Source organism: Streptomyces cellostaticus, from assembly GCF_001513965.1.
In the GTDB taxonomy this organism is placed as follows: domain Bacteria; phylum Actinomycetota; class Actinomycetes; order Streptomycetales; family Streptomycetaceae; genus Streptomyces; species Streptomyces cellostaticus.
In genome coordinates this window covers 106,161-127,243 of sequence record NZ_KQ948029.1, presented here as the reverse complement: position 1 = coordinate 127,243, position 21,083 = coordinate 106,161, and the positions used below count along the sequence as shown (strand labels likewise).

Annotated in this window: 19 protein-coding genes; 14 read left to right on the top strand and 5 right to left on the bottom strand. The window is 70.8% G+C overall.

The window, feature by feature from the left end; translation table 11 throughout:
- Positions 1–29 precede the first annotated feature (29 nt).
- The 5 genes from AQI88_RS26200 to AQI88_RS26180 all read left to right on the top strand — a co-directional run bounded on the left by AQI88_RS26200 (position 30) and on the right by AQI88_RS26180 (position 5,715).
- Positions 30–1,211 (top strand): serine hydrolase domain-containing protein, encoded by a 1,182-nt coding sequence (locus AQI88_RS26200; RefSeq protein WP_067003746.1) that lies wholly within the window; start codon positions 30–32, stop codon positions 1,209–1,211.
- Between the two features lie 136 nt (positions 1,212–1,347).
- Positions 1,348–2,376, top strand: coding sequence for an N-acetyl-gamma-glutamyl-phosphate reductase (argC, locus tag AQI88_RS26195; protein WP_067003744.1), 1,029 nt, complete (start codon positions 1,348–1,350; stop codon positions 2,374–2,376).
- Positions 2,373–3,524, top strand: coding sequence for a bifunctional glutamate N-acetyltransferase/amino-acid acetyltransferase ArgJ (gene argJ / locus AQI88_RS26190; protein WP_067003742.1), 1,152 nt, complete (start codon positions 2,373–2,375; stop codon positions 3,522–3,524). The genes argC and argJ overlap by 4 nt, the downstream gene beginning before the upstream one ends.
- Positions 3,525–3,631: 107 nt before the next feature.
- A complete protein-coding gene (gene argB, locus AQI88_RS26185) occupies positions 3,632–4,498 on the top strand; it encodes an acetylglutamate kinase (RefSeq protein WP_244184312.1) in 867 nt (288 codons plus the stop codon).
- Positions 4,495–5,715 (top strand): acetylornithine transaminase, encoded by a 1,221-nt coding sequence (locus tag AQI88_RS26180; RefSeq protein WP_067003740.1) that lies wholly within the window; start codon positions 4,495–4,497, stop codon positions 5,713–5,715. Before argB (AQI88_RS26185) ends, AQI88_RS26180 begins: the two co-directional genes overlap by 4 nt.
- Before the next feature lie 956 nt (positions 5,716–6,671).
- On the opposite strand, the gene AQI88_RS26175 is transcribed toward AQI88_RS26180, so the two are convergent.
- On the bottom strand, positions 6,672–7,697 hold the full coding sequence (locus tag AQI88_RS26175) for a ParB/RepB/Spo0J family partition protein (protein ID WP_079057803.1): 1,026 nt from the start codon (positions 7,695–7,697) through the stop codon (positions 6,672–6,674).
- A 104-nt stretch (positions 7,698–7,801) separates the two neighbouring features.
- On the opposite strand from AQI88_RS26175, the gene AQI88_RS48555 reads away from it, so the two are divergent.
- Entirely contained in the window at positions 7,802–7,933 is a 132-nt protein-coding gene (locus AQI88_RS48555) for a hypothetical protein (protein WP_279616569.1), read from the top strand.
- 297 nt (positions 7,934–8,230) lie between these two features.
- Positions 8,231–8,881: an LmbU family transcriptional regulator gene (locus tag AQI88_RS26170; protein ID WP_244184311.1), complete on the top strand. Its 651-nt coding sequence runs from the start codon at positions 8,231–8,233 to the stop codon at positions 8,879–8,881.
- Positions 8,882–8,908: 27 nt separating this feature from the next.
- On the opposite strand, the gene AQI88_RS26165 is transcribed toward AQI88_RS26170, so the two are convergent.
- Positions 8,909–9,553 (bottom strand): FMN-binding negative transcriptional regulator, encoded by a 645-nt coding sequence (locus AQI88_RS26165; RefSeq protein ID WP_067003738.1) that lies wholly within the window; start codon positions 9,551–9,553, stop codon positions 8,909–8,911.
- 300 nt (positions 9,554–9,853) lie between these two features.
- Between AQI88_RS26165 and AQI88_RS26160 the strand changes: the two genes are divergently transcribed.
- From AQI88_RS26160 to AQI88_RS26150, 3 genes are all read left to right on the top strand, one after another.
- The gene (locus AQI88_RS26160) at positions 9,854–11,206 is read left to right on the top strand and encodes a lysine N(6)-hydroxylase/L-ornithine N(5)-oxygenase family protein (protein ID WP_067003736.1); all 1,353 of its coding nucleotides are present in this window, start codon (positions 9,854–9,856) and stop codon (positions 11,204–11,206) included.
- Positions 11,207–11,519: 313 nt separating this feature from the next.
- Positions 11,520–12,428 (top strand): acetylglutamate kinase, encoded by a 909-nt coding sequence (gene argB / locus AQI88_RS26155; protein WP_067003734.1) that lies wholly within the window; start codon positions 11,520–11,522, stop codon positions 12,426–12,428.
- A 115-nt stretch (positions 12,429–12,543) separates the two neighbouring features.
- The gene (locus tag AQI88_RS26150) at positions 12,544–13,254 is read left to right on the top strand and encodes a hypothetical protein (RefSeq protein ID WP_159050396.1); all 711 of its coding nucleotides are present in this window, start codon (positions 12,544–12,546) and stop codon (positions 13,252–13,254) included.
- 46 nt (positions 13,255–13,300) lie between these two features.
- Here the strand turns inward: AQI88_RS26150 and AQI88_RS26145 are convergent, their stop codons facing one another.
- Positions 13,301–13,762, bottom strand: a complete 462-nt coding sequence (locus AQI88_RS26145) for a nuclear transport factor 2 family protein (RefSeq protein WP_067003857.1) — start codon at positions 13,760–13,762, stop codon at positions 13,301–13,303.
- A 210-nt stretch (positions 13,763–13,972) separates the two neighbouring features.
- Here AQI88_RS26145 and AQI88_RS26140 point away from each other — a divergent pair, with 210 nt between their 5' ends.
- The 4 genes from AQI88_RS26140 (at position 13,973) to AQI88_RS26125 (ending at position 18,190) form a co-directional block, all read left to right on the top strand.
- Positions 13,973–14,284 carry a hypothetical protein gene (locus tag AQI88_RS26140; protein WP_067003729.1) on the top strand — a complete coding sequence of 104 codons (312 nt, stop codon included), beginning with the start codon at positions 13,973–13,975 and terminating at the stop codon, positions 14,282–14,284.
- A gap of 63 nt (positions 14,285–14,347) precedes the next feature.
- The gene (locus AQI88_RS26135) at positions 14,348–16,594 is read left to right on the top strand and encodes an MMPL family transporter (RefSeq protein ID WP_067003727.1); all 2,247 of its coding nucleotides are present in this window, start codon (positions 14,348–14,350) and stop codon (positions 16,592–16,594) included.
- Between the two features lie 494 nt (positions 16,595–17,088).
- The gene (locus AQI88_RS26130) at positions 17,089–17,595 is read left to right on the top strand and encodes a hypothetical protein (RefSeq protein WP_067003725.1); all 507 of its coding nucleotides are present in this window, start codon (positions 17,089–17,091) and stop codon (positions 17,593–17,595) included.
- Between the two features lie 67 nt (positions 17,596–17,662).
- Entirely contained in the window at positions 17,663–18,190 is a 528-nt protein-coding gene (locus tag AQI88_RS26125) for a hypothetical protein (RefSeq protein WP_067003723.1), read from the top strand.
- A 349-nt stretch (positions 18,191–18,539) separates the two neighbouring features.
- Here the strand turns inward: AQI88_RS26125 and AQI88_RS26115 are convergent, their stop codons facing one another.
- Positions 18,540–19,820 (bottom strand): SGNH/GDSL hydrolase family protein, encoded by a 1,281-nt coding sequence (locus tag AQI88_RS26115; protein WP_067003720.1) that lies wholly within the window; start codon positions 19,818–19,820, stop codon positions 18,540–18,542.
- 82 nt (positions 19,821–19,902) lie between these two features.
- Positions 19,903–20,889: a ParB/RepB/Spo0J family partition protein gene (locus tag AQI88_RS26110; RefSeq protein ID WP_107118661.1), complete on the bottom strand. Its 987-nt coding sequence runs from the start codon at positions 20,887–20,889 to the stop codon at positions 19,903–19,905.
- Between the last annotated feature and the right edge of the window lie 194 nt (positions 20,890–21,083).

The window sequence follows — 21,083 nt, the reverse complement described above, 5'->3', positions numbered from 1 at the left end:
CAAGTACAGACGACTCTCAGGAGCGGGGAATGACGATACGGAAGAGACCCAGGGCCGGCGTGGTCGGTCTGGCGGCGCTCGCGATCACGGCCGCCGCCTTCACGGTTCCTGCCCAGGCAGCACGGGAGACGGCTCCCGCGGCGGCCGGCCACCAGGCGACGCAGCGCGCGATCGACGCGGCCGTTGCGGCCGGTGTGCCCGGCATCACCGCCGAAGCACGCGATGCCGGCGGAGTCTGGAAGTCGGCATCGGGCGTGGGCGACCTGAAGACGGGTGCGCCGCGCGGCAAGAACGACCGGTTCCGCGTCGGCAGCATCACCGACACCTTCGTGGCGACGGTCCTCCTCCAGATGGAGGCGGAGAAGAAGCTCGGTCTCGACGACACCGTCGAGCGCTATCTGCCCGGCGTGGTGACGGGCAACGGCAACGACGGCCGCAAGATCACCGTACGGCAGCTCCTCCACCACACCAGCGGGCTGTTCGACTACTTCGCCGACCAGGGGTACGACGACACGTATGTGCTGGGCGACGGCTTCCTCCGGCACCGGTACGACACCCTGACGCCCGAGCAGCGCGTGAAGGCGGCCCTCACCCACGCGCCGCTGTTCGAGCCCGGTGCCAGGTACTCGTTCTCCCACACCAACGACGTCCTGGCCGCGCTGATCGTGGAGAAGATCGGCGGCAGGTCGTACGAGGACGAGGTGCGCGACCGCATCATCGAGCCCTTGGGGCTCAAGGCGACGTCCAACCCCGGCAACAGCATCCGCCTGCCCCGGCCGAGCAGTCACGGCTACTCCAAGCTCTTCGGCGCGCAGCCGGACCGGATCGACGACGTCACCGAGATGAACGGATCACAGGGCTGGGGCGACGGCGACATCATCTCCAGCGCAGCCGATCTGAACCGGTTCTACGGGGCCCTGATGCGCGGGAAGCTGCTGCCACCGCGGCAGCTGAAGGAGATGAAGACGACCGTCGACGACCCCGGTCTCCCGGGCTCGTCCTACGGACTCGGCATCGAACGGCTCACGCTGAGCTGCGGCACCACGCTCTGGTATCACGACGGAGGCACGTTCGGGTGGATCTCCTTGGCCGCCTTCACCGAGGACGGCCGCCACCAGCTCACGTTCAACTACAACAGCACCTGGGGAGCAGAGACCATCCTCCCCGTTCTGAACGCCGAGTACTGCGACCCGCCTTCCCGCTCACGCTGAGGTGACGCCGGCCCGTGCCCCCGCCGAACTCCGAGGGTGCGCGGCCGTTCCGAGGATTGTCATGCCCATGTTGTACGTGATTGATGACAGGGCCCGGATCGCGTTAGAACGACATGTCTGTCAACGGGGAGGGTTCATGACCGTGCGAGCAGCCGTGGCGGGAGCGAGTGGATATGCGGGGGGCGAGCTCCTCCGCCTGCTTCTGGCCCATCCTGAAGTGGAGATCGGGGCCCTGACCGGGCAGTCCAGCGCGGGAGAGCGCCTCGGCACACTACAGCCGCATCTGACTCCGCTGGCCGGGCGGGAGGTACAGCCCACCACCGCCGACGTCCTCCAGGGGCACGACGTCGTCTTCCTCGCCCTGCCGCACGGCCGGTCCGCCGCCGTCGCACAGCAGTGGGGCGACGAAACGCTCGTCCTCGACTGCGGTGCGGATTTCCGCCTCGCGGACGCCAGGGACTGGAAGACGTTCTACGGCTCGCCGCACGCCGGCACCTGGCCCTACGGACTGCCCGAACTGCCCGGCGCCCGCGCCGTGTTGGCGGGCTCCAGACGCATCGCGGTGCCGGGCTGCTACCCGACCGCGGTCCTGCTGGCCCTCTTTCCCGCGTACGCGGCGGGGCTGGCCGAACCCGAGGCGGTGGTCGTCGCGGCGTCCGGCACGTCCGGCGCCGGCAAGACGCCCAGGGCGGACCTGCTCGGAGCCGAGGTCATGGGCTCCATGCGGCCGTACGGCGTGGGCGGTGGCCACCGGCACACGCCCGAGATGGTGCAGCACCTCAGCGCCGTGGCGGGCCGCCGGGTCGCCGTCTCCTTCACCCCGACCCTGGCCCCGATGCCACGCGGCATCCTCGCCACCTGCTCCGCCGCGGCACGGCCCGGGGTCGGCGCGGACGACGTACGGGCCGCGTACGAGAAGGCGCTGGGCGACGAGCCGTTCGTACGGCTGCTGCCCGAGGGACAGTGGCCGAGCACCGCGGCCGTGTACGGATCGAACACCGCGCAGATCCAGGTGGCCCTCGACCCGGCGGTCGGCCGGATCATCGCGATCAGCGCCATCGACAACCTCACCAAGGGCACCGCGGGCGGGGCCGTCCAGAGCATGAACGCCGCCCTCGGCCTCCCCGAGGGACTGGGGCTTTCCACGATCGGAGTCGCACCGTGAGCGTCACCGCAGCACGAGGCTTCACGGCGGCGGGCATCGCCGCAGGAATCAAGCAGAACGGCAACCGGGACCTGGCTCTCGTCGTCAACAACGGGCCGCGCTGTGCCGCGGCGGGCGTCTTCACCTCCAACCGCGTGCAGGCCGCCCCCGTCCGGTGGTCCCGGCAGGTACTCGCGGACGGCGAGATCCGCGCGGTCGTGCTCAACTCCGGTGGCGCCAACGCCTGTACCGGGCCGCAGGGCCTTGAGGACACCTGCGCCACCGCCGAGAAGGCCGCCGAGCGGCTCGGCGTGAACGCGGCGGACGTGGCGGTCTGTTCCACCGGGCTGATCGGCGTGCCGCTGCCCATGGACCGGATCCTGGCCGGCGTCGAGAGCGCCGTCACCCGGCTGTCCGGGTCCGGCGGCGAGGACGCGGCCGTCGCCGTCATGACCACCGACACGGTGCACAAGACGGCCTCCGTCACCCGGGGCACGTGGACCGTCGGCGGCATGGCCAAGGGCGCGGGCATGCTCGCCCCCGGCCTCGCCACCATGCTCGTGGTGCTCACCACGGACGCCGACGTGGACAGCAAGGCCTTGGACCGGGCGCTGCGGGACGCCACCCGTGTCACCTTCGACCGGGTCGACTCCGACGGCTGCATGTCCACCAACGACACCGTGCTGCTGCTTTCCTCCGGGGCTTCCCAAGTCACCCCGGAACACGAAGAGTTCGCCGAGGCGGTCCGTGCGGTCTGCGCCGACCTGGCCCGGCAGCTCATCGGGGACGCCGAGGGCGCCAGCAAGGAGATCCGCATCGAGGTCGTGGGCGCCGCGAGTGAGGACGACGCCGTCGAGGTGGGCCGCTCCGTCGCCCGCAACAACCTCCTCAAGTGCGCGATCCACGGCGAGGACCCCAACTGGGGCCGCGTCCTGTCCGCCATCGGCACCACCTCCGCCGCCTTCGAACCCGACCGGCTGGGCGTCGCCATCAACGACGTGTGGGTCTGCAGACACGGATCGGTGGGCGAGGACCGCGAGCTGGTGGACATGACCGGCCGCGAAGTCCGGATCACCGTGGACCTCGCCGCGGGCGCGGACTCCGCCGTCATCTGGGCCAACGACCTCACCGCCGACTACGTCCACGAGAACAGCGAGTACGCCTCATGAGCGCTTCTCCGTCTCCTCGACCAGCCCCTCGACCATCCGGCCCCGACCGCTTAGGCGGGCACGCGGCCCTGCCCAAGGCCCGTGCCCTCATCGAGGCGCTGCCCTGGATGGCGCGCCACCACGGCAAGACCGTCGTCATCAAGTTCGGCGGCAACGCGATGGTCGACGACGACCTGAAGGCGGCCTTCGCCAAGGACATCCTCTTTCTGCGGCACGCGGGCCTGAACCCCGTCGTGGTGCACGGCGGCGGCCCGCAGATCAGCGCACAGCTCGGGCGCCTGGGCCTTGAGTCCCGGTTCGAGGGCGGCCTGCGGGTGACCACCGACGAGACCATGGACGTCGTACGCATGGTCCTCGCCGGGCAGGTGCAGCGCGAGCTCGTCGGGCTGCTCAACGAGCACGGCCCGCACGCGGTGGGCATGACGGGTGAGGACGCCCGCCTGATGACCGCCGTCAAACGCTACGCGCAGACCGACGGCAGGTCCGTGGACATCGGCCGCGTCGGCGAGGTCGCCCACGTCGACGCCGGGGTCGTGCAGGACCTCATCGACCACGGACGCATCCCCGTCATCTCCTCCATCGCCCGGCCCGAGGACGACAAGGACGCCGCCGGGGGCGGTGTGCTCAATGTCAACGCCGACACCGCGGCCGCGGCCCTCGCCGCCGCGCTCCGCGCCGAGGCGCTGCTGATCCTGACCGACGTCGAGGGCCTGTACGCGAACTGGCCGCACAGCGACGAGGTGATCCCCCGCCTGACCGCCGCCGAACTGGCCGCGCTGCTGCCCCGGTTGGCCTCCGGGATGATCCCCAAGATGGAGGCCTGCCTGCACGCCGTGAACAACGGGGTGCGCACCGCCCGCGTCATCGACGGCCGGATCAAGCATTCCATCCTGTTGCAGATCTTCACCGAGGACGGCGTCGGCACGGTGGTCGTGCCGGACGACGAGGTCAGCTTCGAGGGAGCGACGGCATGAGCGACGACGCGGACAACACCGGGGCGGGCAACGCGGCGCTGACCCGCCGCTGGCAGGGCGTCATGATGGACAACTTCGGCACCCCCCGGCTGCCTCTGGTCAAAGGCCAGGGCACCCGGGTCCGGGACGCGGAGGGCAACGAGTACCTCGACTTCGTCGGCGGCATCGCGGTCAACTCGCTCGGCCACGCGCATCCCGCGGTCGTACGGGCCGTCTCCGAGCAGGTCGCCTCACTCGGACACGTCTCGAACCTGTTCATCGCCGAACCGACCGTGCGCCTCGCCGAGCGCCTGCTGGAGCTCGCCGGGCGCCCGGGCCGGGTCTACTTCTCCAACTCCGGCGCCGAGGCCAACGAGGCGGCCTTCAAGATCGGCAGACTCACCGGCCGCAGGCACATGGTGTCGGCCACCGGCGGCTTCCACGGCCGCACCATGGGGGCCCTGGCCCTCACCGGCCAGCCCGCCAAACAGCGCCCCTTCCAGCCACTGCCGGGCGACGTCAGCCACGTGCCGTACGGGGACGTCGAGGCCCTGCGCGCCGCCGTCACCCCGCACACCGCGCTGGTGATGCTGGAGCCCCTCCAGGGGGAGAACGGCGTGGTCGTGCCTCCGCCCGGCTACCTGCGGGCCGCCCGCGAGATCACCGCGGCGACCGGAACCCTCCTCGTCCTGGACGAGATCCAGACCGGCATCGGGCGCACGGGCCGCTGGTTCGCGGCCCAGGCCGAAGGCGTCGAGGCAGACGTCGTCACCCTGGCCAAGGGCCTGGGCGGCGGACTGCCCATCGGCGCGACGCTCGCCTTCGGCGCGGCCGCGGAGCTGCTCACGCCCGGCGCACACGGCTCCACCTTCAGCGGCAACCCCGTGGTGTGCGCGGCCGCCCTCGCCGTGTTGGACACCATCGAGCGGGCGGACATCCTCGACCACGTGACCCGGGCGGGGGAACGGCTGCGGCGCGGCCTGAAGACCCTGGGCCACCCGCTGGTGCGCGAAGTCCGCGGCGCCGGCCTGCTGTTGGGCGTCGTGCTCGAAGGAGACCTCGCGGCGCGAGTGCAGCAGGCGGCCCAGGACAGGGGTGTCCTGGTGAACGCGGTGACGCCGGACGTCATCCGGCTCGCCCCACCGCTGATCGTGTCGGACCATGAGGTGGACACGTTCCTCGACTGCTTCCGGGCGGCCCTGTCCGAGACCCTCGGCGAGGCACTGACGGCAGCCTGACCCCGCCACGCGGCCCCGTCCCGAGTGCACCGGACAATGTGCCCGGCTCAAGCACAGGGCCAGCAGTCACACCCCTCGGAACTCGAGCTCATTGGCCAAGCACAACCAGTGGTCGGCGCAACGGCGCGCGGCCTGCGCAAAAAGGTCCGCCCGGCGCCCGGGCACGCTCCGCGAGACGCCGACGGCAACCTGACCCCGCCGCGCAGCCCCGTCCCGGGTACGCCGGACAGTGTGCCCGAGCGGCGCGCGGCCTGCGCAAGAAAGTCCGCAAGGTGCCTGGGCACGCTCCACGAGGGGCTGACGGCGGCCTGACCCGCCGCGCGGCCCCGTCCCGAGTGCGCCCGACAGTGTGCCCGACTCAGGCACAGGGCCAGCAGTCACATCCCCCGGGACTCAAGCTCATTGGCCAAGCACAACCAGTGGTCAGCGCAACGGCGCGCCGCCTGCGCAAGAAGGTCCGCCCGGCGCCCGGGCACGCTCCGCGAGACGCCAACGGCAGCCTGACCCCGCCGCGCAGCCCCGTCCCGGGTACGCCGGACAGTGTGCCCGACTCAGGCACAGCGCCCGCAGTCACATCCCCCGGGACTCGAGCTCATTGGCCAAGCACAACCAGTGGTCGGCGCAACGGCGCGCGGCCTGCCCAAGAAGGTCCGCCCGGCGCCCGGGCACGCTCCGCGAGACGCCGACGGCAGCCTGACCCCGCCGCGCAGCCCCGTCCCGAGTGCACCGGACAATGTGCCCGACTCAAGCACAGCGCCAGCAGTCACATCCCCCGGGACTCAAGCTCATTGGCCAAGCACAACCAGTGGTCAGCGCAACGGCGCGCCGCCTGCCCAAGAAGGTCCGCAAGGTGCCCGGGCACGCTCCGCGAAGCGCCGACGGCAACCTGACCCCGCCGCCCGGTCCCGTCCCGAGTGCACCGGACAATGTGCCCGACTCAAGCACAGCGCCAGCAGTCACATCCCCCGGGACTCAAGCTCGTTGGCCAAGCGCAACCAGTGGTCGGCGCAGCGGCGCGCGGCCTGCGCGAGAAGATCCGCGCGGTGTCCGGGCACGCTCCGTGCGAGCCGGAGCCACTGTGCGTCGTCGCCGATCGAGTGGGCGCTGAGCATCTGCAGCAGCATCCGGCCGGCATCCGTGCGCAGGGACGGGTCCTTGCGCAGGGTCGGCAGGAGCAGCGCGATGGCGGCCGCGGAGGTGCGCGTCGCCGTCCGGCCGCCGACCGGCTGCGGAAGCGCCTCGAGCGCGGCCGAACTCTCCTTTACCGGCTGTCTTTTGGACGGAAGGGGGTCCTGCCCCTGACGTATGCGGTCCCGCACGTCCTTGGCGGTCGCCGTGGCGATGCCCGCCTGCTCGGCTATCTCCCGCAGCGATGCGCCGGGGTTGGCGGCGATCACCTGGCTCGCCCGCAGCCGCCCTTCGGTCGCGTGCAGCGGCCTGATGCGCCCGTCCCGGCCCACGCGCGCGTTCAACTGTTCGTTCTGGCCGGTCGAACGACGCCGGAGGGAGGCGACGGTGCCGGCCGCGAGCCCGACGCCCGCGGCGATCCGCCGGTCCGACCAGTACGGGCGGGCCCGCAGGATCCGCTGCGCCGCGGCCGTCCGGTCGGCCTGCGACAGCGGCAGCCCGTGGGTGATGTTGAGCCGCACCGCCAGGGCGAAGGCCTCCGTTTCCCCGCCTTCGAAGAACTCCACGTCGATGGTGTCGTCGCCGCGCAGCCGCACCGCCTTGAGCCGGTGCATCCCGTCGATGACCCGCATCGTCTCGCGGTGCACCAGGATCGGCGGCAGCGGGAACTCGAGCCCCGCGAGCAGCTGGATGCGCTCGCTGTTCTCGCCGTTGATCCTCGGAGAGTCGGAGTCCAGCAGCGAGTCCACGGGCACCGTGGCCCGCCGCCTTCCGGCCGCTTCCCCCGCGGCGACGGCGGCGACCGCGTCGACCGGAGCCGGGATGCCGTCAGCCGTGACCAGTTGAAGACCCATCACAGGACCCTCCTCCTACCTTTCCACCGGTTCCTTTTCCGAGGTTCAGGCGGCCGATTCACGCACACCGGGGGGCTCGGAAAGGGCGGGAAAGGAAATTGAATATGCCCTCCGGCCAGGAGGCGGTGAAGGAAAAAGGCGCTCAGCGCACGGCGGCCCTGGCGGACGTGTGCCGTCCCGTCGACGGGACAACTCCCCCGGGCGGTCACCTGAACGATCCCGGCCACTGGGTCTGATGATGCCACCGGTCGACCGGTGCCGTGCCACCAAGGCGTTCGCCGTACAGCAGTTCGAGCGCCACTACGGCGCCACTACGGCGTCGCTACGGCGCCGCTCCAGCCCGCCCGGCGAGACTTCTCGCCGGTTATGTGCACCCTTCTTATGGAGGCAACATGGCACGTCAGGCCGATCAGACCGCGGGGTCGTGCGACGACCCGACAACCGCTCTCCCACAGCCCCCACCACGGCAGCCGCGTACTGCGGGGGCCGCGCCGCGCCGGGGCCAGGTGCTCACGACCAAGGTGGGCCTGCAGATGCCGGCCCAGATGGCCTACGACGAGTGGGAGCGGGCCGGGCGCCAGCTCTCCGACGTCCTCGACTCGTCCTCCTGGTGGCTGGGCGACTGGCTCGTATACGGCAAGGACCACTACACCGACCGGTACCAGCGCGGGATACGCGCCGCCGGCCTCTCGTACCAGACCCTGCGCAACTACGCGTGGGTCTCACGACGCTTCGACCTCACCCGGCGCCGTCCCGCCCTGAGCTTCCAGCACCACGCCGAGCTGGCCTCCATGCCGGTAGAGGAACAGGACCTCTGGCTCGACCGCGCCGAGCAGCGGCAGTGGACCACCAAGCAGCTGCGCGGCGCCATCCGCGCCGCGCGCCAGAGCGAGCAGCAGCCGCGCACGTCCACCGAGCCGAGCCGCCGCCTGGAGGTCCCCGGCAGCCGTCTTCAGTGGTGGCACAAGGCCGCGGAGCAGCTGGGCATCGACTTCGAGCAGTGGGTGATGAGCACCCTGGACAGCGCGGCCGCGAGCGCCCTGGAGGACCTCGGCAACGTGGAGGAGCACAAGGAGATCCCCGAGCTCAAGGGCATCAAGGCGCCGGCCGCAGGCGTCGCCGAGGAGAACGCGCGGCCCGAGGGCCTCGCCGAGCGGACCCGGCCGGTGGCCATCAGCGCCTGAGGCCCCGGTGCCGGGGCCACCGGCACGTCACGGCAGGCGGCTCATCAGCCCGGCGGTCTCGCGCTTGTACGCGCACGCGCTCTGCCCGAACGACTCCCGTACCCGCTCGCGCACCTCGCCCGGTTGCTCCTGGCTGAGCTTGAACATGCCCTCGGCCCCGGTCACCGTGAACCGGAAGGCCCCCACGCCGGGCGCGATCTTGCGGAAGTAGTCGAGCGACTCGGTCATGTCCCAGCCGTTGCCGAACGCCCCCTCGAAGGCGCGCACGGTGGACTGCACCACGCCCAGCGTCTCCTCCATCGAGTCGATCTTCTCCACCACGCCCCGGACATGCACCGCGGTGAAGTTCCAGGTCGGGGCGGCCGGAGTCTTCTCGTACACCGTGGGCGACACATAGGAATGCGGACCGGTGAACGTCAGCAGCAGGACGCTGCCCGTCTCCAGCGCCGCCCAGTGCGGATTCGCCCGGTTCATGTGCCCGAGCAGCGTGGCCCCCGGCAGCTCGCCGGACCAGTCGCCGGATGTCTCGGGGTCGAAGATGACCGGCAGATGCGTGGCGAACGGACCGTCCTCGGGGCTTCCGTTGGCCACCGCAAGCGCCAATGGATTACCACGGATCAGGTCCACCATCCACGAACTGTCCGGTTCACGGTAGAAGCTGGGCACGAACATCCGGATCCACCCTTTCGGTAATCGGCTCAGGGCATGGCTCTGGCTCAGGGCATGACTGATCGCATTACTCCGGGCGCCTACGTCATCGGCCGCGCCACACGGAGATTCTGAGAATTCGCGCCGACCATACTGCCGTCCCGTCGACAGGACAACGCCTTCGGACAGCAAGCGCCTCGAGGAGCTCTCAAGCGGCCTTCATGCCACATTCGAGTTGCCTTCGAGACATCCTCCAGAGCACACTGCAGAACGGTCTCTCGAGCCACCGGCCGAGTTTTCCAGACGCAAGGGGGAGCATTTCCTATGGGCATAACGGGCAGGCGCAGCCAAGAGATCTACGACGTGGTCGGTATCGGGTTCGGCCCGTCCAACCTGTCACTCGCGATCGCCTTGGAGGAGCACGGTGCGAGTGCTCCGCAGCATCCGGTCAGGACTCATTTCTTCGAGCGGCAGCCCACATTCGGCTGGCACCGGAACATGCTGCTGCCGTCGACGACGATGCAGATTTCATTCCTCAAGGACCTGGCGACCTTCAGGAATCCGCTGTCCCGGTTCAGCTTCATCTCGTATCTGCACGCCTCGAACCGGCTGGTGCAGTTCGTGAACAACCAGGACTTCTTCCCGACCCGGCAGGAGTTCCACCAGTACCTGGAGTGGGCGGCGGCCGGCCTGAGCGACCGGGTCACCTACGGCGCCGAGGTCACCTCGATCCGGCCCGCCACCGAGGCCGGGTCGCGCACGCCCGACCTCCTCGAGATCGAGGTGCGCGACAGCGACGGCACCACCAGCGTGGTCACCGCACGCAACGTGGCCATCTCGACGGGCCTGGTGCCGCGCCTGCCCGAGGGCGTGACGTCCGACGAACGGGTGTGGCACAGCTCGGAGTTCCTGAGCAGGTTCAACGCGCAGGCCCCGGACGACCTCAAGAGCGTGGCGGTGGTCGGCGCCGGGCAGAGCGCGGCCGAGATCACCCGGTTCCTCCACGACTCGCTGCCGCACGCCCAGGTCAGCGCGGTCATCCCGTCCTACGGCTACTCCATCGCCGACGACACCCCGTTCGCCAACCAGGTGTTCGACCCCGGCGCGGTGGACGAGTACTACTTCGGCACCGAGCGGGCACGGGACGCGTTCTGGCGCTATCACCGCAACACCAACTACTCGGTGGTCGACGCCGACGTCATCCGGGACCTGTACCAGCGTTCCTACGACGAGCAGGTGCGCGGCAGCCGGCGGCTGCACTTCCGCAACCTCACCCGGGTCGCCGAGGTCGAACGCGCCGGGAGCAGGACCCGCGTGGTCCTGCGCTCGCTGCTCGACGAGCGGACGGAGGAACTGGCCGTCGACGCGCTGGTGTTCGCCAGCGGCTACGACGGCCTGGACCCAGCCCGCCTGCTCGGCGACTTCGACCGGCACTTCCTGCGCGACGCGACGGGCAGGCACCGGGTGGAACGCGACTACCGCCTCGTCACCGCATCGGGACTGACCTGCGGCGTCTACCTCCAGGGCGGCACCGAGCACACCCACGGCCTGTCGTCGGCCCTGCTGTCGAACATCGCGATACGCAGCGGCGAGATCGCCGATTCGATCGTGCTGCGGCGCACCGAGCGGGAGCTGGGCAGTGCCTGCCCCGTGGAGGTCGCGCCCTCGGCCGCCTGAGGCGGCACACCGTGGGGTGGGCCCCGGTGCTGTGGCTGCAGCACCGGGGCCCATTCCGCTCCCGTTCAAGCCGTCCTCGATTCATTTTCGAGCGGAAAACGAATCGTCATCCATGGCCTGCGGGACGCATTTCCCCTTGATTTCCGTAATCCAAGTTGACGGGAATCGACTTTCGTCGGCCCGCGTCCGCGCGCGACGATTGTGGCGCAAGCACAGCTCGGGCCGACAGGTATTCACCCTCCACAGAAGGAGTCGTGCCTATGAGCGCCAACTGCCCGGTCGGCGGCCTCGTCCCCCGGCGTGCGAGGTTCTCATGACCGTCCGTGTGCACCCGGCCCTGGCCAAGGCCCGGTCCATCGGCGACGCCCTGCCGTGGCTGGCCCGCCACCAGGGGCGGACGGTCGTCATCAAGCTGGGCGGACACGCCATGGTCGACGAGGACCTCACGGCGGCCTTCGCCCGCGATGTCGTCTTCCTGCGCTACGCCGGGCTGCGGCCCGTGGTGGTGCACGGAGGAGGCCCCCAGATCGATGCCGAGCTCGCGCGGCGCGGTCTGGAGCGCGAGTTCAAAGCCGGGCTCAGAGTCACCTCGCCGCCCGCGATGGACGTGGTGCGGATGGTCCTCGCCGGGCAGGTGCAGCGCGAGCTGGTCGGGCTGATCAACCGCTACGGCCCCCTCGCCGTCGGCATGACCGGCGAGGACGCGGACACCCTCACCGCGGTGCGGCACGTGCCGTGGATCGACGGGGAGCCGGTGGACATCGGCAGGGTCGGCGACATCGCCGGCGTGGACACCGGTGCCCTGGACAGCCTGCTGGCGGACGGCCGGATCCCGGTGGTCTCGCCGCTCGCCCGCAGCGCCGAGGACGGCCTGGTCTACAACGTCAACGCCGACACCGTGGCGGCAGCGCTCGCGACCGCGCTGCGCGCCGAGGCGCTCGTCATGCTGACGGACGTCGCGGGTCTGTACGCGGGCTGGCCGCACAGTGACGAGGTCATCCAGCGGCTCACGGCCGGCGAGCTGGAGAAGCTCCTGCCGGAGCTGAGCGACGGCATGGTGCCCAAGATGACCGGCTGCCTGCACGCCGTACGGGGCGGCGTGGGCGCGGCCCGGGTGATCGACGGACGGATCCCGCACTCGGTCCTTCTGGAGATGTTCACCAGCGACGGGGTCGGCACGGTGATCGTGCCGGACCCGGACGAGTCGGAGGTCCTGCCGTGATCGAGCAACGGCAACGGCAAGGGCAGACCACCGGCTCGGCATGGCCCCGCGGCGGCCGGTCCCGGCTCACCGGCCCCCGGACGACGACACGCGAGCGAAGGCGAGGGCAGTGCCCGTGACACACACCCCCTGGCCTCCTGCCTCGGCCGACGGCCGCGTCCACCGCATGCCGCTCGTCCCGGGGTCATCCGGTGCGGCGGATCAACCTGCCCGAGGATCGGCCGACTTCATCCGGCAGCTGGTGGCCCGCGCCCACGAGCTGACCGTCGCAGCCGAAAGGGACGGGGACGAGGCCCGCGGACTCGCCCGCCGTCTCGCCGCCTCCCTCTCGCCCGAGGCCCGGCTCGTACTGCTGAGCGCCCTGATCGAAGCCGACGCGTTGCCCGAGAACGACCGCCCCGCCGTGCACAGGTCCGACCGCCCCACCGGGCCCGGGACCGGCCTGAGCATCGTGCCGGCGTACCAGGAGCCCGGGCCGGACCGACCGGCCGGCGACCCCGATTCCGGCGACCCCGAATCCGACGATCCCGAGTTCTGGCGGGCGCCCCGGAACGATCCGCCCGACGGTCTCATCCGCCTGCGGTTCGCCGATGCGATCGCGCTCGAACGTGCCGGCGACGCCTTCGGCGCCGGATCAGCCCCGGGCCTCGGCGACGCGCTGAGCGACCCCGCGACGCTCACCCTCCAGATCCCAGGCGACGCCGGCATCGAGACCCTCCGGGCCGTGCTCGCGGTCCTCGACGCGGCAGCGATCACGGCCGTGTCGCTCACCGTGCACACACGCGAACTCGACGACATCTTCGCCGCATTCACCAGCCTGCCCTGATCTTCGGGCGGGACCGTCTTCGGCCCCGCCGGCCTCGCACGAGTGCTCAGGCCAGGTCGTCGCGGGTCACCCGGCGGTGCGCGGTGCGCCACTGGCCGCGGGTGCGGACCAGGACGTCCTCCATGACGCACACGTACAGGACCTTGGAACTGCCTCCGCACGGCGTGACGTACACCAGGGCCGAGCAGCGGGTGTGCAGCGACCCGTCCGTCTGGGGCTGTACGTCGAGCATGCCGACCCAGTGGTCGAGGCGGCTGCCGGCCCGCCGCTGCCGTGCCGCGCCGGCGCGCACGTAGCGGGCGAGCCCGGTGCGGGCACGCACCGGCCCGGGCAGGAAAGGCAGTTCGATGACGGCGTCCTCGGTGAAGGTGCCCGCCCAGCGCTCGGTGTCGTGCGTGTCCAGGATCTGCATCTGGTGCGCGTAGAACTGCTGTGCCTCCGCGTACAGGGCGGCGAACCTCTGGCTCTGCAGCGTGCGTTCGGCGGTGCCCACCAGCTCGACGGTCATGATCTCAGCCTCCGCCCGGTCCGTGTCCTTGGGGTGGTGAGGGACGCCGAGGGGATCCCGGAGCACTCCGGGGAATCCGGACTCGGTACGGACAGTCTCTGGGGCTCGGATCGAGCATCTTTCAAATACGCCTCAAGCGCTCCCGCCGACGATGGATGCCACGAGCCACGGCAGCCCCTCGGCCCGACCACCCGGAGGCGATCAGCGGTGATGGACCTTCCGTACCCGGATCCTCCGGTGGACGGCCTGCTGCGCCCGGCCGCCTGCGGCTTCGTCCGGCTGCGTTTCCCCGACGCGGCCCGGTGTGCCCCCACCGCCGTCCTGCGCGGCACCGGCTTCGGCTTCGGGCCGCCGCGCCGGAACCCCGGCCGTCCGACCGTGGACATCCCCGGCGACGGCGGCAACGCGACCTTACAGGCCCTCCTCACCGCCCCGGCGGAGGCCTCGATCACCCCCGAGACCCTCACCGTGCACACGCACGAACTCGACGACGTCTCCTCCGCCCCCACCCCCTGGACGTGACCGGCGACCGGTCGCAGCAGCACCACCCATCCCCTCACAATCCGCGCAAGAGCAGGAGTCTGTATGGCCACCTTCCTCTCCTCAGTGGGCCGCTTCGCCTTCCGGCGACGCGGCCTGGTGACCCTGCTGTGGCTCGCCGTCCTCGTCGGAATCGGCATCGCCGCCTCGTCCGCGCCCACGCCGCCCACCGACACGTTCTCCATGCCGGGCACCGAGTCCCAGAAGGCCTTCGATCTGCTCAAGGAGAAGTTCCCGGCGGCGAGCGCGGACGGCGCCACCGCCCGCGTGGTGCTGCGCGCCCCCCAGGGCCACAAGCTCGCCGAACCGGAGGAGAAGGCCAAGGTCGAGGACCTGGTCGCCCGGCTCGGCAAGGCACCCGAAGTGGTCGCCGTGTCCGACCCGTTCAAGGCGAACGCCCTCAGCAAGGACGGCACCACCGCCTACGCGGTCGCCACCTACAAGGTCGCCGCCACCAAGCTGGACGACAAGGCGCACGACGCCCTCACCGACGCCCTGGACCGCTCCCGCAAGAGCGGCCTGACCGTCGAGGCCGGCGGTGACGCGGTCAAGCTGGACGCGGGCGCGAGCAGCGGCGCCGAGGGCATCGGCATCCTGGTCTCCGCCCTCGTCCTGATCCTCACCTTCGGCTCGATGATCGCCGCGGGCATGCCCCTGCTGACCGCGATCATCGGCGTCGCCATCGGCACCTCCGCGATCACCGCGCTCGGCTCCACCCTGGGCCTGTCGAGCACCACCACCACGCTGGCGATGATGATCGGCCTCGCGGTCGGCATCGACTACGCCCTGTTCGTCATCTCCCGCTACCGCTCCGAACTGTCCGAGGGCCGCGAGCGCCAGGACGCCGCCGCACGCGCCGTCGGCACCGCCGGCACCGCCGTCGTCTTCGCCGGCCTCACCGTGATCATCGCCCTGGCGGGCCTCGCCGTGGTCAACGTGCCGATGCTCACCAAGATGGGCCTCACCGCGGCCGGCACGGTCGCCATCGCGGTCCTCGTCGCCATCACCTTCGTCCCCGCCCTGCTCGGCTTCGCACCGATCAAGGTCATGCCCCGTGCCGAGCGCAACGGGTTCTACGGCAAGCCGCTGAGTGCCCGTCAGCAGCGCAAGGCGGAGAAGCAGGCCGCGCGCCAGAAGCCGAACCTCGGCAGCCGCTGGGCCGCGTTCGTCGTCCGCCGCCCGCTGGCCGTCCTGCTCGTCGGTGTCGCGGGCCTCGGCGCCCTCGCCCTCCCCGCGGCCGACATGCAGCTCGGTCTGCCGAGCGAGGGCACGTACGCGAAGGACACCACCCAGCGCAAGGCGTACGACCTGCTGTCCGACTCCTTCGGAGCCGGCTTCAACGGCCCGCTGACCGTCACGGTCCAGGGCAAGGACACGGCCGCCGCGGCGAGCCAGGTCGGCAAGCAGCTCGCCAAGGTCAAGAACGTCGCGATGGTGAGCCCCGCGGCCACCAACCCCAAGGGTGACACGGCGATCATCACCGTCGTACCGAAGACCGGCCCGCAGGACCACGCCACCGAGGAACTGGTCAAGGCGATCCGCGGCATGAAGGACGACTTCCGGTCCTCCGCCGACGCCACGGTCCTGGTCACCGGCCAGACCGCCCTCTACATCGACTTCTCCAAGACCCTCGACGACGCGCTCCTGCCCTACCTGGGTCTGGTCGTCGGCCTCGCCTTCCTCCTGCTGATGCTGGTCTTCCGCTCGGTCCTCGTCCCGCTCAAGGCGGCCCTGGGCTTCCTGCTCTCGGTCAGCGCGGCGTTCGGCGCGGTCGTCGCGGTCTTCCAGTGGGGCTGGCTCGCCAAGGGCCTGGGCATCGCCCAGCAGGGCCAGGTCATGAGCACGCTGCCGATCTTCATGATCGGTGTGGTCTTCGGTCTCGCGATGGACTACGAGGTCTTCCTCGTCGCCCGGATGCGGGAGGCGTACGTCCACGGGGCGAGCCCCTCCGACGCCGTGGTCACCGGCTTCCGCTACGGCGGCCGGGTCGTCACCGCCGCCGCGATCATCATGACCAGCGTCTTCTCCAGCTTCATCCTGGAGACGAACGACTTCGTGAAGATGATCGGCTTCGGCCTCGCCGCCGCCGTCCTCTTCGACGCCTTCGTGGTCCGCATGGCCCTGGTCCCGGCCCTGTTCGCCCTGCTCGGCAAGTCCGCCTGGTGGCTGCCGAACTGGCTGGACCGGCTGCTGCCGAACATGGACGTCGAGGGCGAGAAGCTCAACCGCCTCCCGGCCACCGCTCCGATCCCCGGCTCCCGCCGGGAACACGAGCCCCACTACGCCGGCTGACAGTCACCCCCTGACCCCGGGCCGCGAACCCCCCGTCCGGCCCGGCCCCACGGCCACCGCCGACCCGAGTGCCTCACAGCACAGGGCCGGCGGTGGCCGATCTCTTTTTCGCTCTACGGCACAAGGGCGCCGGAGAAGGCGTCGAGGCCGGACACCGCCGCTTCCCGTTGAGATAACGGTGCCACGCCGACTTGCTGTGTGCGGTGCGGGCGGCCGTGCCCCAGCACCTCACCGAGATGTCCTTGGCATCCGCCGGCCGGCACCACTGTGGCTGTACCAGCAGGTAGACGGGACATCTGGGCGGCAGACGTCCGTCTAGGGTGAGCGGCATGCGTGAGATAGCAGGCGTCAGAGCCACGCCCGGGGGACGTGTACGTGTCCAATTCCATGATCACGGTTTCGTCGTCAGACGCGACCGGCTCGCCGGCCGTGTCGCTGAAGCGTTCCTCGGTGACACGGCCGGATGCGTCACGGTCTTGGTCCTGCTCGCTTCAGTGGGCCTCTACAGCCTGCTGAACAAGGTTGGTGCGCCGCACGTCGTCGCCGTGGCTTGCCTCTGGGTGTTCATCGTCGCGGCCTGCTACGCGACTCTCCTCGCACTGCTGCGGTGGGCGGCCGGGGTGGTGATGGGCATCGTGTCCTTCCTCCTGGTCGTCGTGACGCTCCCGGGTCTGCTGATCCCGGGTTATCGGCGGAAGGTGCTGCGCCCGTGGCGCGGTGGCGGCCCGGAGTCCGAGCCGGGGTGGGTGCCTGCCACTGCCCTCGGCGGAGTGTGGCTGGGCCAGGAGGATCCGAACACCGGCGCCGTGGTGACGCTGCAGCTCGTCGACGGATCCGTCGTCGCCTACACCGCCCGGCCCGACAAGTCCCGGGAACTGCGCGACGCGTTCGAGGCACTGCTGCGCACCCACCGCCCGGTCCCCACGGCGATGCCGCATCAGCAGTCCGCGCCAGGAGCCGCGCCGTACCAGTCCTGGCATCCGGGGCCACCCCGCAGCTGACGACGATCGGCGTCGCCGCGCGTGCCCGTCCCCTCCCCGACTCCCCGCCACGGGAGCCGATCCGACCATGTCCTTCCTCAGCAGGCGCCGTACCGTCAGGCTCTCCCAGCACCGTACGGCCGACAGCCCGTTCGGGCCGGTACGGATCAGCTACAACCCCGGACCGGCCGTCATCGCGCTCGTCCAGGGGCCCGGCATGCCGCCCGTCACGGTCGTGCCCGGCCGCGACCACGGCCAGATCAAGGTCGACGGGCAGGTGATCCCCATGCGCCGGGGGAACGGCAACCGCTGGGCCCTGCGCAGGAGATCACGCACCCGCACGGCCGTGGTGCGCGAGCGCACCTACGAGCTGCGGCCCACCAGCCTGCGCCAGGCCCGGCTCCTGCGCAACGGCACGCCCATCGCCGAAGCGCATGGCACCCTGCGCTCGTACGCCTCCCTCCGCGACATTCCCGGCATCGACGCGAGGCTGACCTGGTCCCACGGCCTCGACCCCACCGACGTGGCGATCGGGCAGGCCATGGTGCTCGCCTTCGGCGCGGGCGCCCCCGGCGCACTGGCCTCGCTCGCCTTCTCCTGGCTCGGCTTCAGCTGACGCACGACCTCGAAGTCGGCCGGGATCGCTGAAGAGGCGTTGGGCCGATGTGATGTGTCAGCGCGTGTTCCGGGAGTTCGAGCAGATCGCCGGTGGCGTCGGCGGCGCCGAAGGCCGGGAGCAGGCCGAGGGCGAGTACGGCTGCGGCAAGTGGCCGCAGATGCGGTGGCGGAGCGGTCTGGGGGGCGGCCACGCGGCGGGAGACGGCGCGGTCGGTGAAGCGCATGTCTTTCGCGCATCGTCCAGCGTGCGCCGGCTGAGGGCCCGAAGATCGCAAAGGGGCAGGGGGCACCTCAGCCGGTGACGGCCGTTGGAGGGGTACTCGCGTCCTGTGTGCTCTGCTCAGCGCTCAGCGCAGGAGTTGCAGCGGGAACGCCTGGGCCATCGCGGTCATGCCCGCGTCGTTGGGGTGCAGGCCGTCTCCGCTGTTGTACGCGGGGAGCAGACGGCCGGGCCGGTCGGGGTCACGGACCGCGGCGTCGAAGTCCATGACTCCGTCGAATGCGCCGCTCGTGCGGATCCAGTCGTTGACGGCCTGCCGGGTCGCGCCCCGCTGCGGGGTGTAGTAGCCGAGGGTGTCGCCTTCGAAGGGCGTGATCGTCGCGCCGAAGATCTTCAGGCCGTGCTGGTGGGCGCGCTGGATCAACTGCTGGTAGCCCTTGATGAGTTCGGGTGCCGTGACTTCCTCGGAGGCGGGCGCGACGAGGCCCGGCTGGCCCAGGTCGTTGACGCCCAGGAGTACGGTGACCGCACGTGCCCCGGGCTGACCCAGCACGTCCCGGTCGAACCTCTTCAGACCGCTCTCGCCGAAGTACGCGGCGAAGGACTCGGCGGGCGAACCCGGGGCCGGGTTCGGGTCCCGCAGCAGGCGGTTGCCGCCGATGCCGGCGTTCACGACGCCTGTGCCGGCCAGTTGCCTGTCCCGGCGCAGCCGTTCGGCGAGCAGGTCGGGCCAGCGGTGATTGGTGTCGGCCTGGGTGTGTTCGCCGTCGGTGATGGAGTCGCCGAGCGTCACCAGCGCCGAATCCGCCGTACCGCTGCTGCTGTTGACGGCCACGCCCGACAGGAAGTGCCAGGACGTGGTGGTCGAGGCCGGTGTGAGGTCGGGCTTGCCCGTGACATCGCCGTTCGCCACGAAGTTGCGCTGGTACGCCGACGAATGCACGGTGTCGGCGGGGGTGCGCTGCGGCAGGTACAGGCTGATGACGAGGTCGCCGCCCGCGGTCGTGGGCAGCTTGATCGGGTCGCTCCAGCGCTGCGTGCCCGGCTGGAGTGTCGTCGATGAGCTGCCGTCGAAGCGCAGTACCCGGTCGGTGCCGGGATCGATGGCCGTCGCGGGGCCGGCTGTCGCCGGGCGTGCGGCATGCACCTCGCCGATCACCAGCGGCGACGTGCCGAATTCGTTCGTGAACCGCACGCGCAGGCTGCCCCCGGCGACGGACGTGTGCACCTTCTGCCGCAGCGTCTGGTCCTCGTACACCGTGGAGTCGGTGGCGGGTACGGCGGTGGGCGGGGCTGCCCAGGTGCCGATGAACGTGTCTGTCGCGCCGTGTGCGGCGGGCGCCGGAGCGAGAGCGGAGACGAGAGCCGTGAGGGGCAGGCTCAGCAGCGCGCGGAGGCGTCTGCGCATGAGGGTTCGTGCCTTTCATGGGTAGGGGTTCAACTGTTCAGCCGTGGCAGTTGAACAGCTGCCTGGCCGAGTCCGGTTCGACTCAGGAGTCGGATGCCGCGATCTCTCGCGCGAACTCCGCCCACAGGTCCGCGTACTTCCTCGCCAGGTCGGCCACCAGGTCCGTGCAGTGCGAGGGCACCGCCTCGGCCATCATCAGCAGTTCCCGTGGCTCTACGGCGCTGCGTTGCAGCAGGCGGAGCAACTGGCGGCCGCTCTCCTTGTGCCGCAACGACGGGTCGCGCAGGAGCTTGTCCATCGGCGAGTCTTCGGTCGAGCGGATCGGGCGGAGGACGCTCACGGTTTCCTCGACCGCGCTGTCCCGCGTCTTTGCACAGCGCTCGGTGTCGGCGGCCGGCCGTTTCTCCGGCACGTTCCGTTCCGCTACGGGGGATCGGCCGGAGGCGAGTCGTTTGCGGACGTCGCTGACCGTCGCCGGGGAGATGCCGGCGTGCCGGGCCACCTCGCGCAGTGAGGCATCGGGGCGCTCCGTCAGCAGTTCGGCGGCCTTCCAACGGCCCTCCGCGCCGTCCAGCGGCCGGACCTTGCCGTCCCTGCCCCTGCGGGCTTTCGGGTACGGCGTCGCGCCGGTCGAGGCGGACCGCAGTGCCGCCACGGCCTTGGCGCCGATTCCCGCGGTGCGTGCCACTGCCCGGTCCGACAGGTGAGGCCATTGGGCGAGGATGCGTTCTGCCGCGGCCAGGCGGTCTTCCCGGGAGAGGGGAAGGCCGTGCGCCATGTTGGACCGGACTGCGAGAAGGAACGCCTCCTCGGTCGCGCCGTCGAAGAATCGCACCTCGATGGTCCGGTGGCCCTTCGCGCAGGCGGCCATGATGCGGTGCATGCCGTCGATCACCCGCATCGTGGACCGCTCCACGAGGATCGGCGGAAGCGCATCGTCGAGCTCTGCCAGCCGGGCGACGTGCGCGGCGTCTTCCCCTCGCAGGCGGGGAGAGTATCCGGGCACGAGCGACGAGATCGGTACGGATTCGATGTCCTGGTCGAGGGTTCCTGCCAAAGCCGCCGTCATGGTCGGGGCGTCGGAATCCTCTCTCGCTGACTCGAGACGAAGTGCATGGGAATTGGGCATGTTGATGGACTCAGCTCCCCCCGAATTGCAGCTTCCTGACGCACCGCGCAATTACATCCGTTCGTCCACGGGGTCTCTTGTCCGGCTTCTGCACGATACACAGCTCCGGACTTCACCGGTGACGGATCGCATGG

Excerpts from the sequence above, each read along its gene's own strand:
- AQI88_RS26200 (WP_067003746.1), top strand. The coding sequence starts at position 30 with ATGACGATACGGAAGAGACCCAGGGCCGGCGTGGTCGGTCTGGCGGCG.
- argC (WP_067003744.1), top strand. The coding sequence starts at position 1,348 with ATGACCGTGCGAGCAGCCGTGGCGGGAGCGAGTGGATATGCGGGGGGC.
- argB (WP_244184312.1), top strand. The coding sequence starts at position 3,632 with ATGGCGCGCCACCACGGCAAGACCGTCGTCATCAAGTTCGGCGGCAAC.
- AQI88_RS26180 (WP_067003740.1), top strand. The coding sequence starts at position 4,495 with ATGAGCGACGACGCGGACAACACCGGGGCGGGCAACGCGGCGCTGACC.
- AQI88_RS26175 (WP_079057803.1), bottom strand. The coding sequence starts at position 7,697 with ATGGGTCTTCAACTGGTCACGGCTGACGGCATCCCGGCTCCGGTCGAC.
- AQI88_RS48555 (WP_279616569.1), top strand. The coding sequence starts at position 7,802 with ATGCCCTCCGGCCAGGAGGCGGTGAAGGAAAAAGGCGCTCAGCGCACG.
- AQI88_RS26170 (WP_244184311.1), top strand. The coding sequence starts at position 8,231 with ATGCCGGCCCAGATGGCCTACGACGAGTGGGAGCGGGCCGGGCGCCAG.
- AQI88_RS26165 (WP_067003738.1), bottom strand. The coding sequence starts at position 9,553 with ATGTTCGTGCCCAGCTTCTACCGTGAACCGGACAGTTCGTGGATGGTG.
- AQI88_RS26160 (WP_067003736.1), top strand. The coding sequence starts at position 9,854 with ATGGGCATAACGGGCAGGCGCAGCCAAGAGATCTACGACGTGGTCGGT.
- argB (WP_067003734.1), top strand. The coding sequence starts at position 11,520 with ATGACCGTCCGTGTGCACCCGGCCCTGGCCAAGGCCCGGTCCATCGGC.
- AQI88_RS26145 (WP_067003857.1), bottom strand. The coding sequence starts at position 13,762 with ATGACCGTCGAGCTGGTGGGCACCGCCGAACGCACGCTGCAGAGCCAG.
- AQI88_RS26140 (WP_067003729.1), top strand. The coding sequence starts at position 13,973 with ATGGACCTTCCGTACCCGGATCCTCCGGTGGACGGCCTGCTGCGCCCG.
- AQI88_RS26135 (WP_067003727.1), top strand. The coding sequence starts at position 14,348 with ATGGCCACCTTCCTCTCCTCAGTGGGCCGCTTCGCCTTCCGGCGACGC.
- AQI88_RS26125 (WP_067003723.1), top strand. The coding sequence starts at position 17,663 with ATGTCCTTCCTCAGCAGGCGCCGTACCGTCAGGCTCTCCCAGCACCGT.
- AQI88_RS26115 (WP_067003720.1), bottom strand. The coding sequence starts at position 19,820 with ATGCGCAGACGCCTCCGCGCGCTGCTGAGCCTGCCCCTCACGGCTCTC.
- AQI88_RS26110 (WP_107118661.1), bottom strand. The coding sequence starts at position 20,889 with ATGACGGCGGCTTTGGCAGGAACCCTCGACCAGGACATCGAATCCGTA.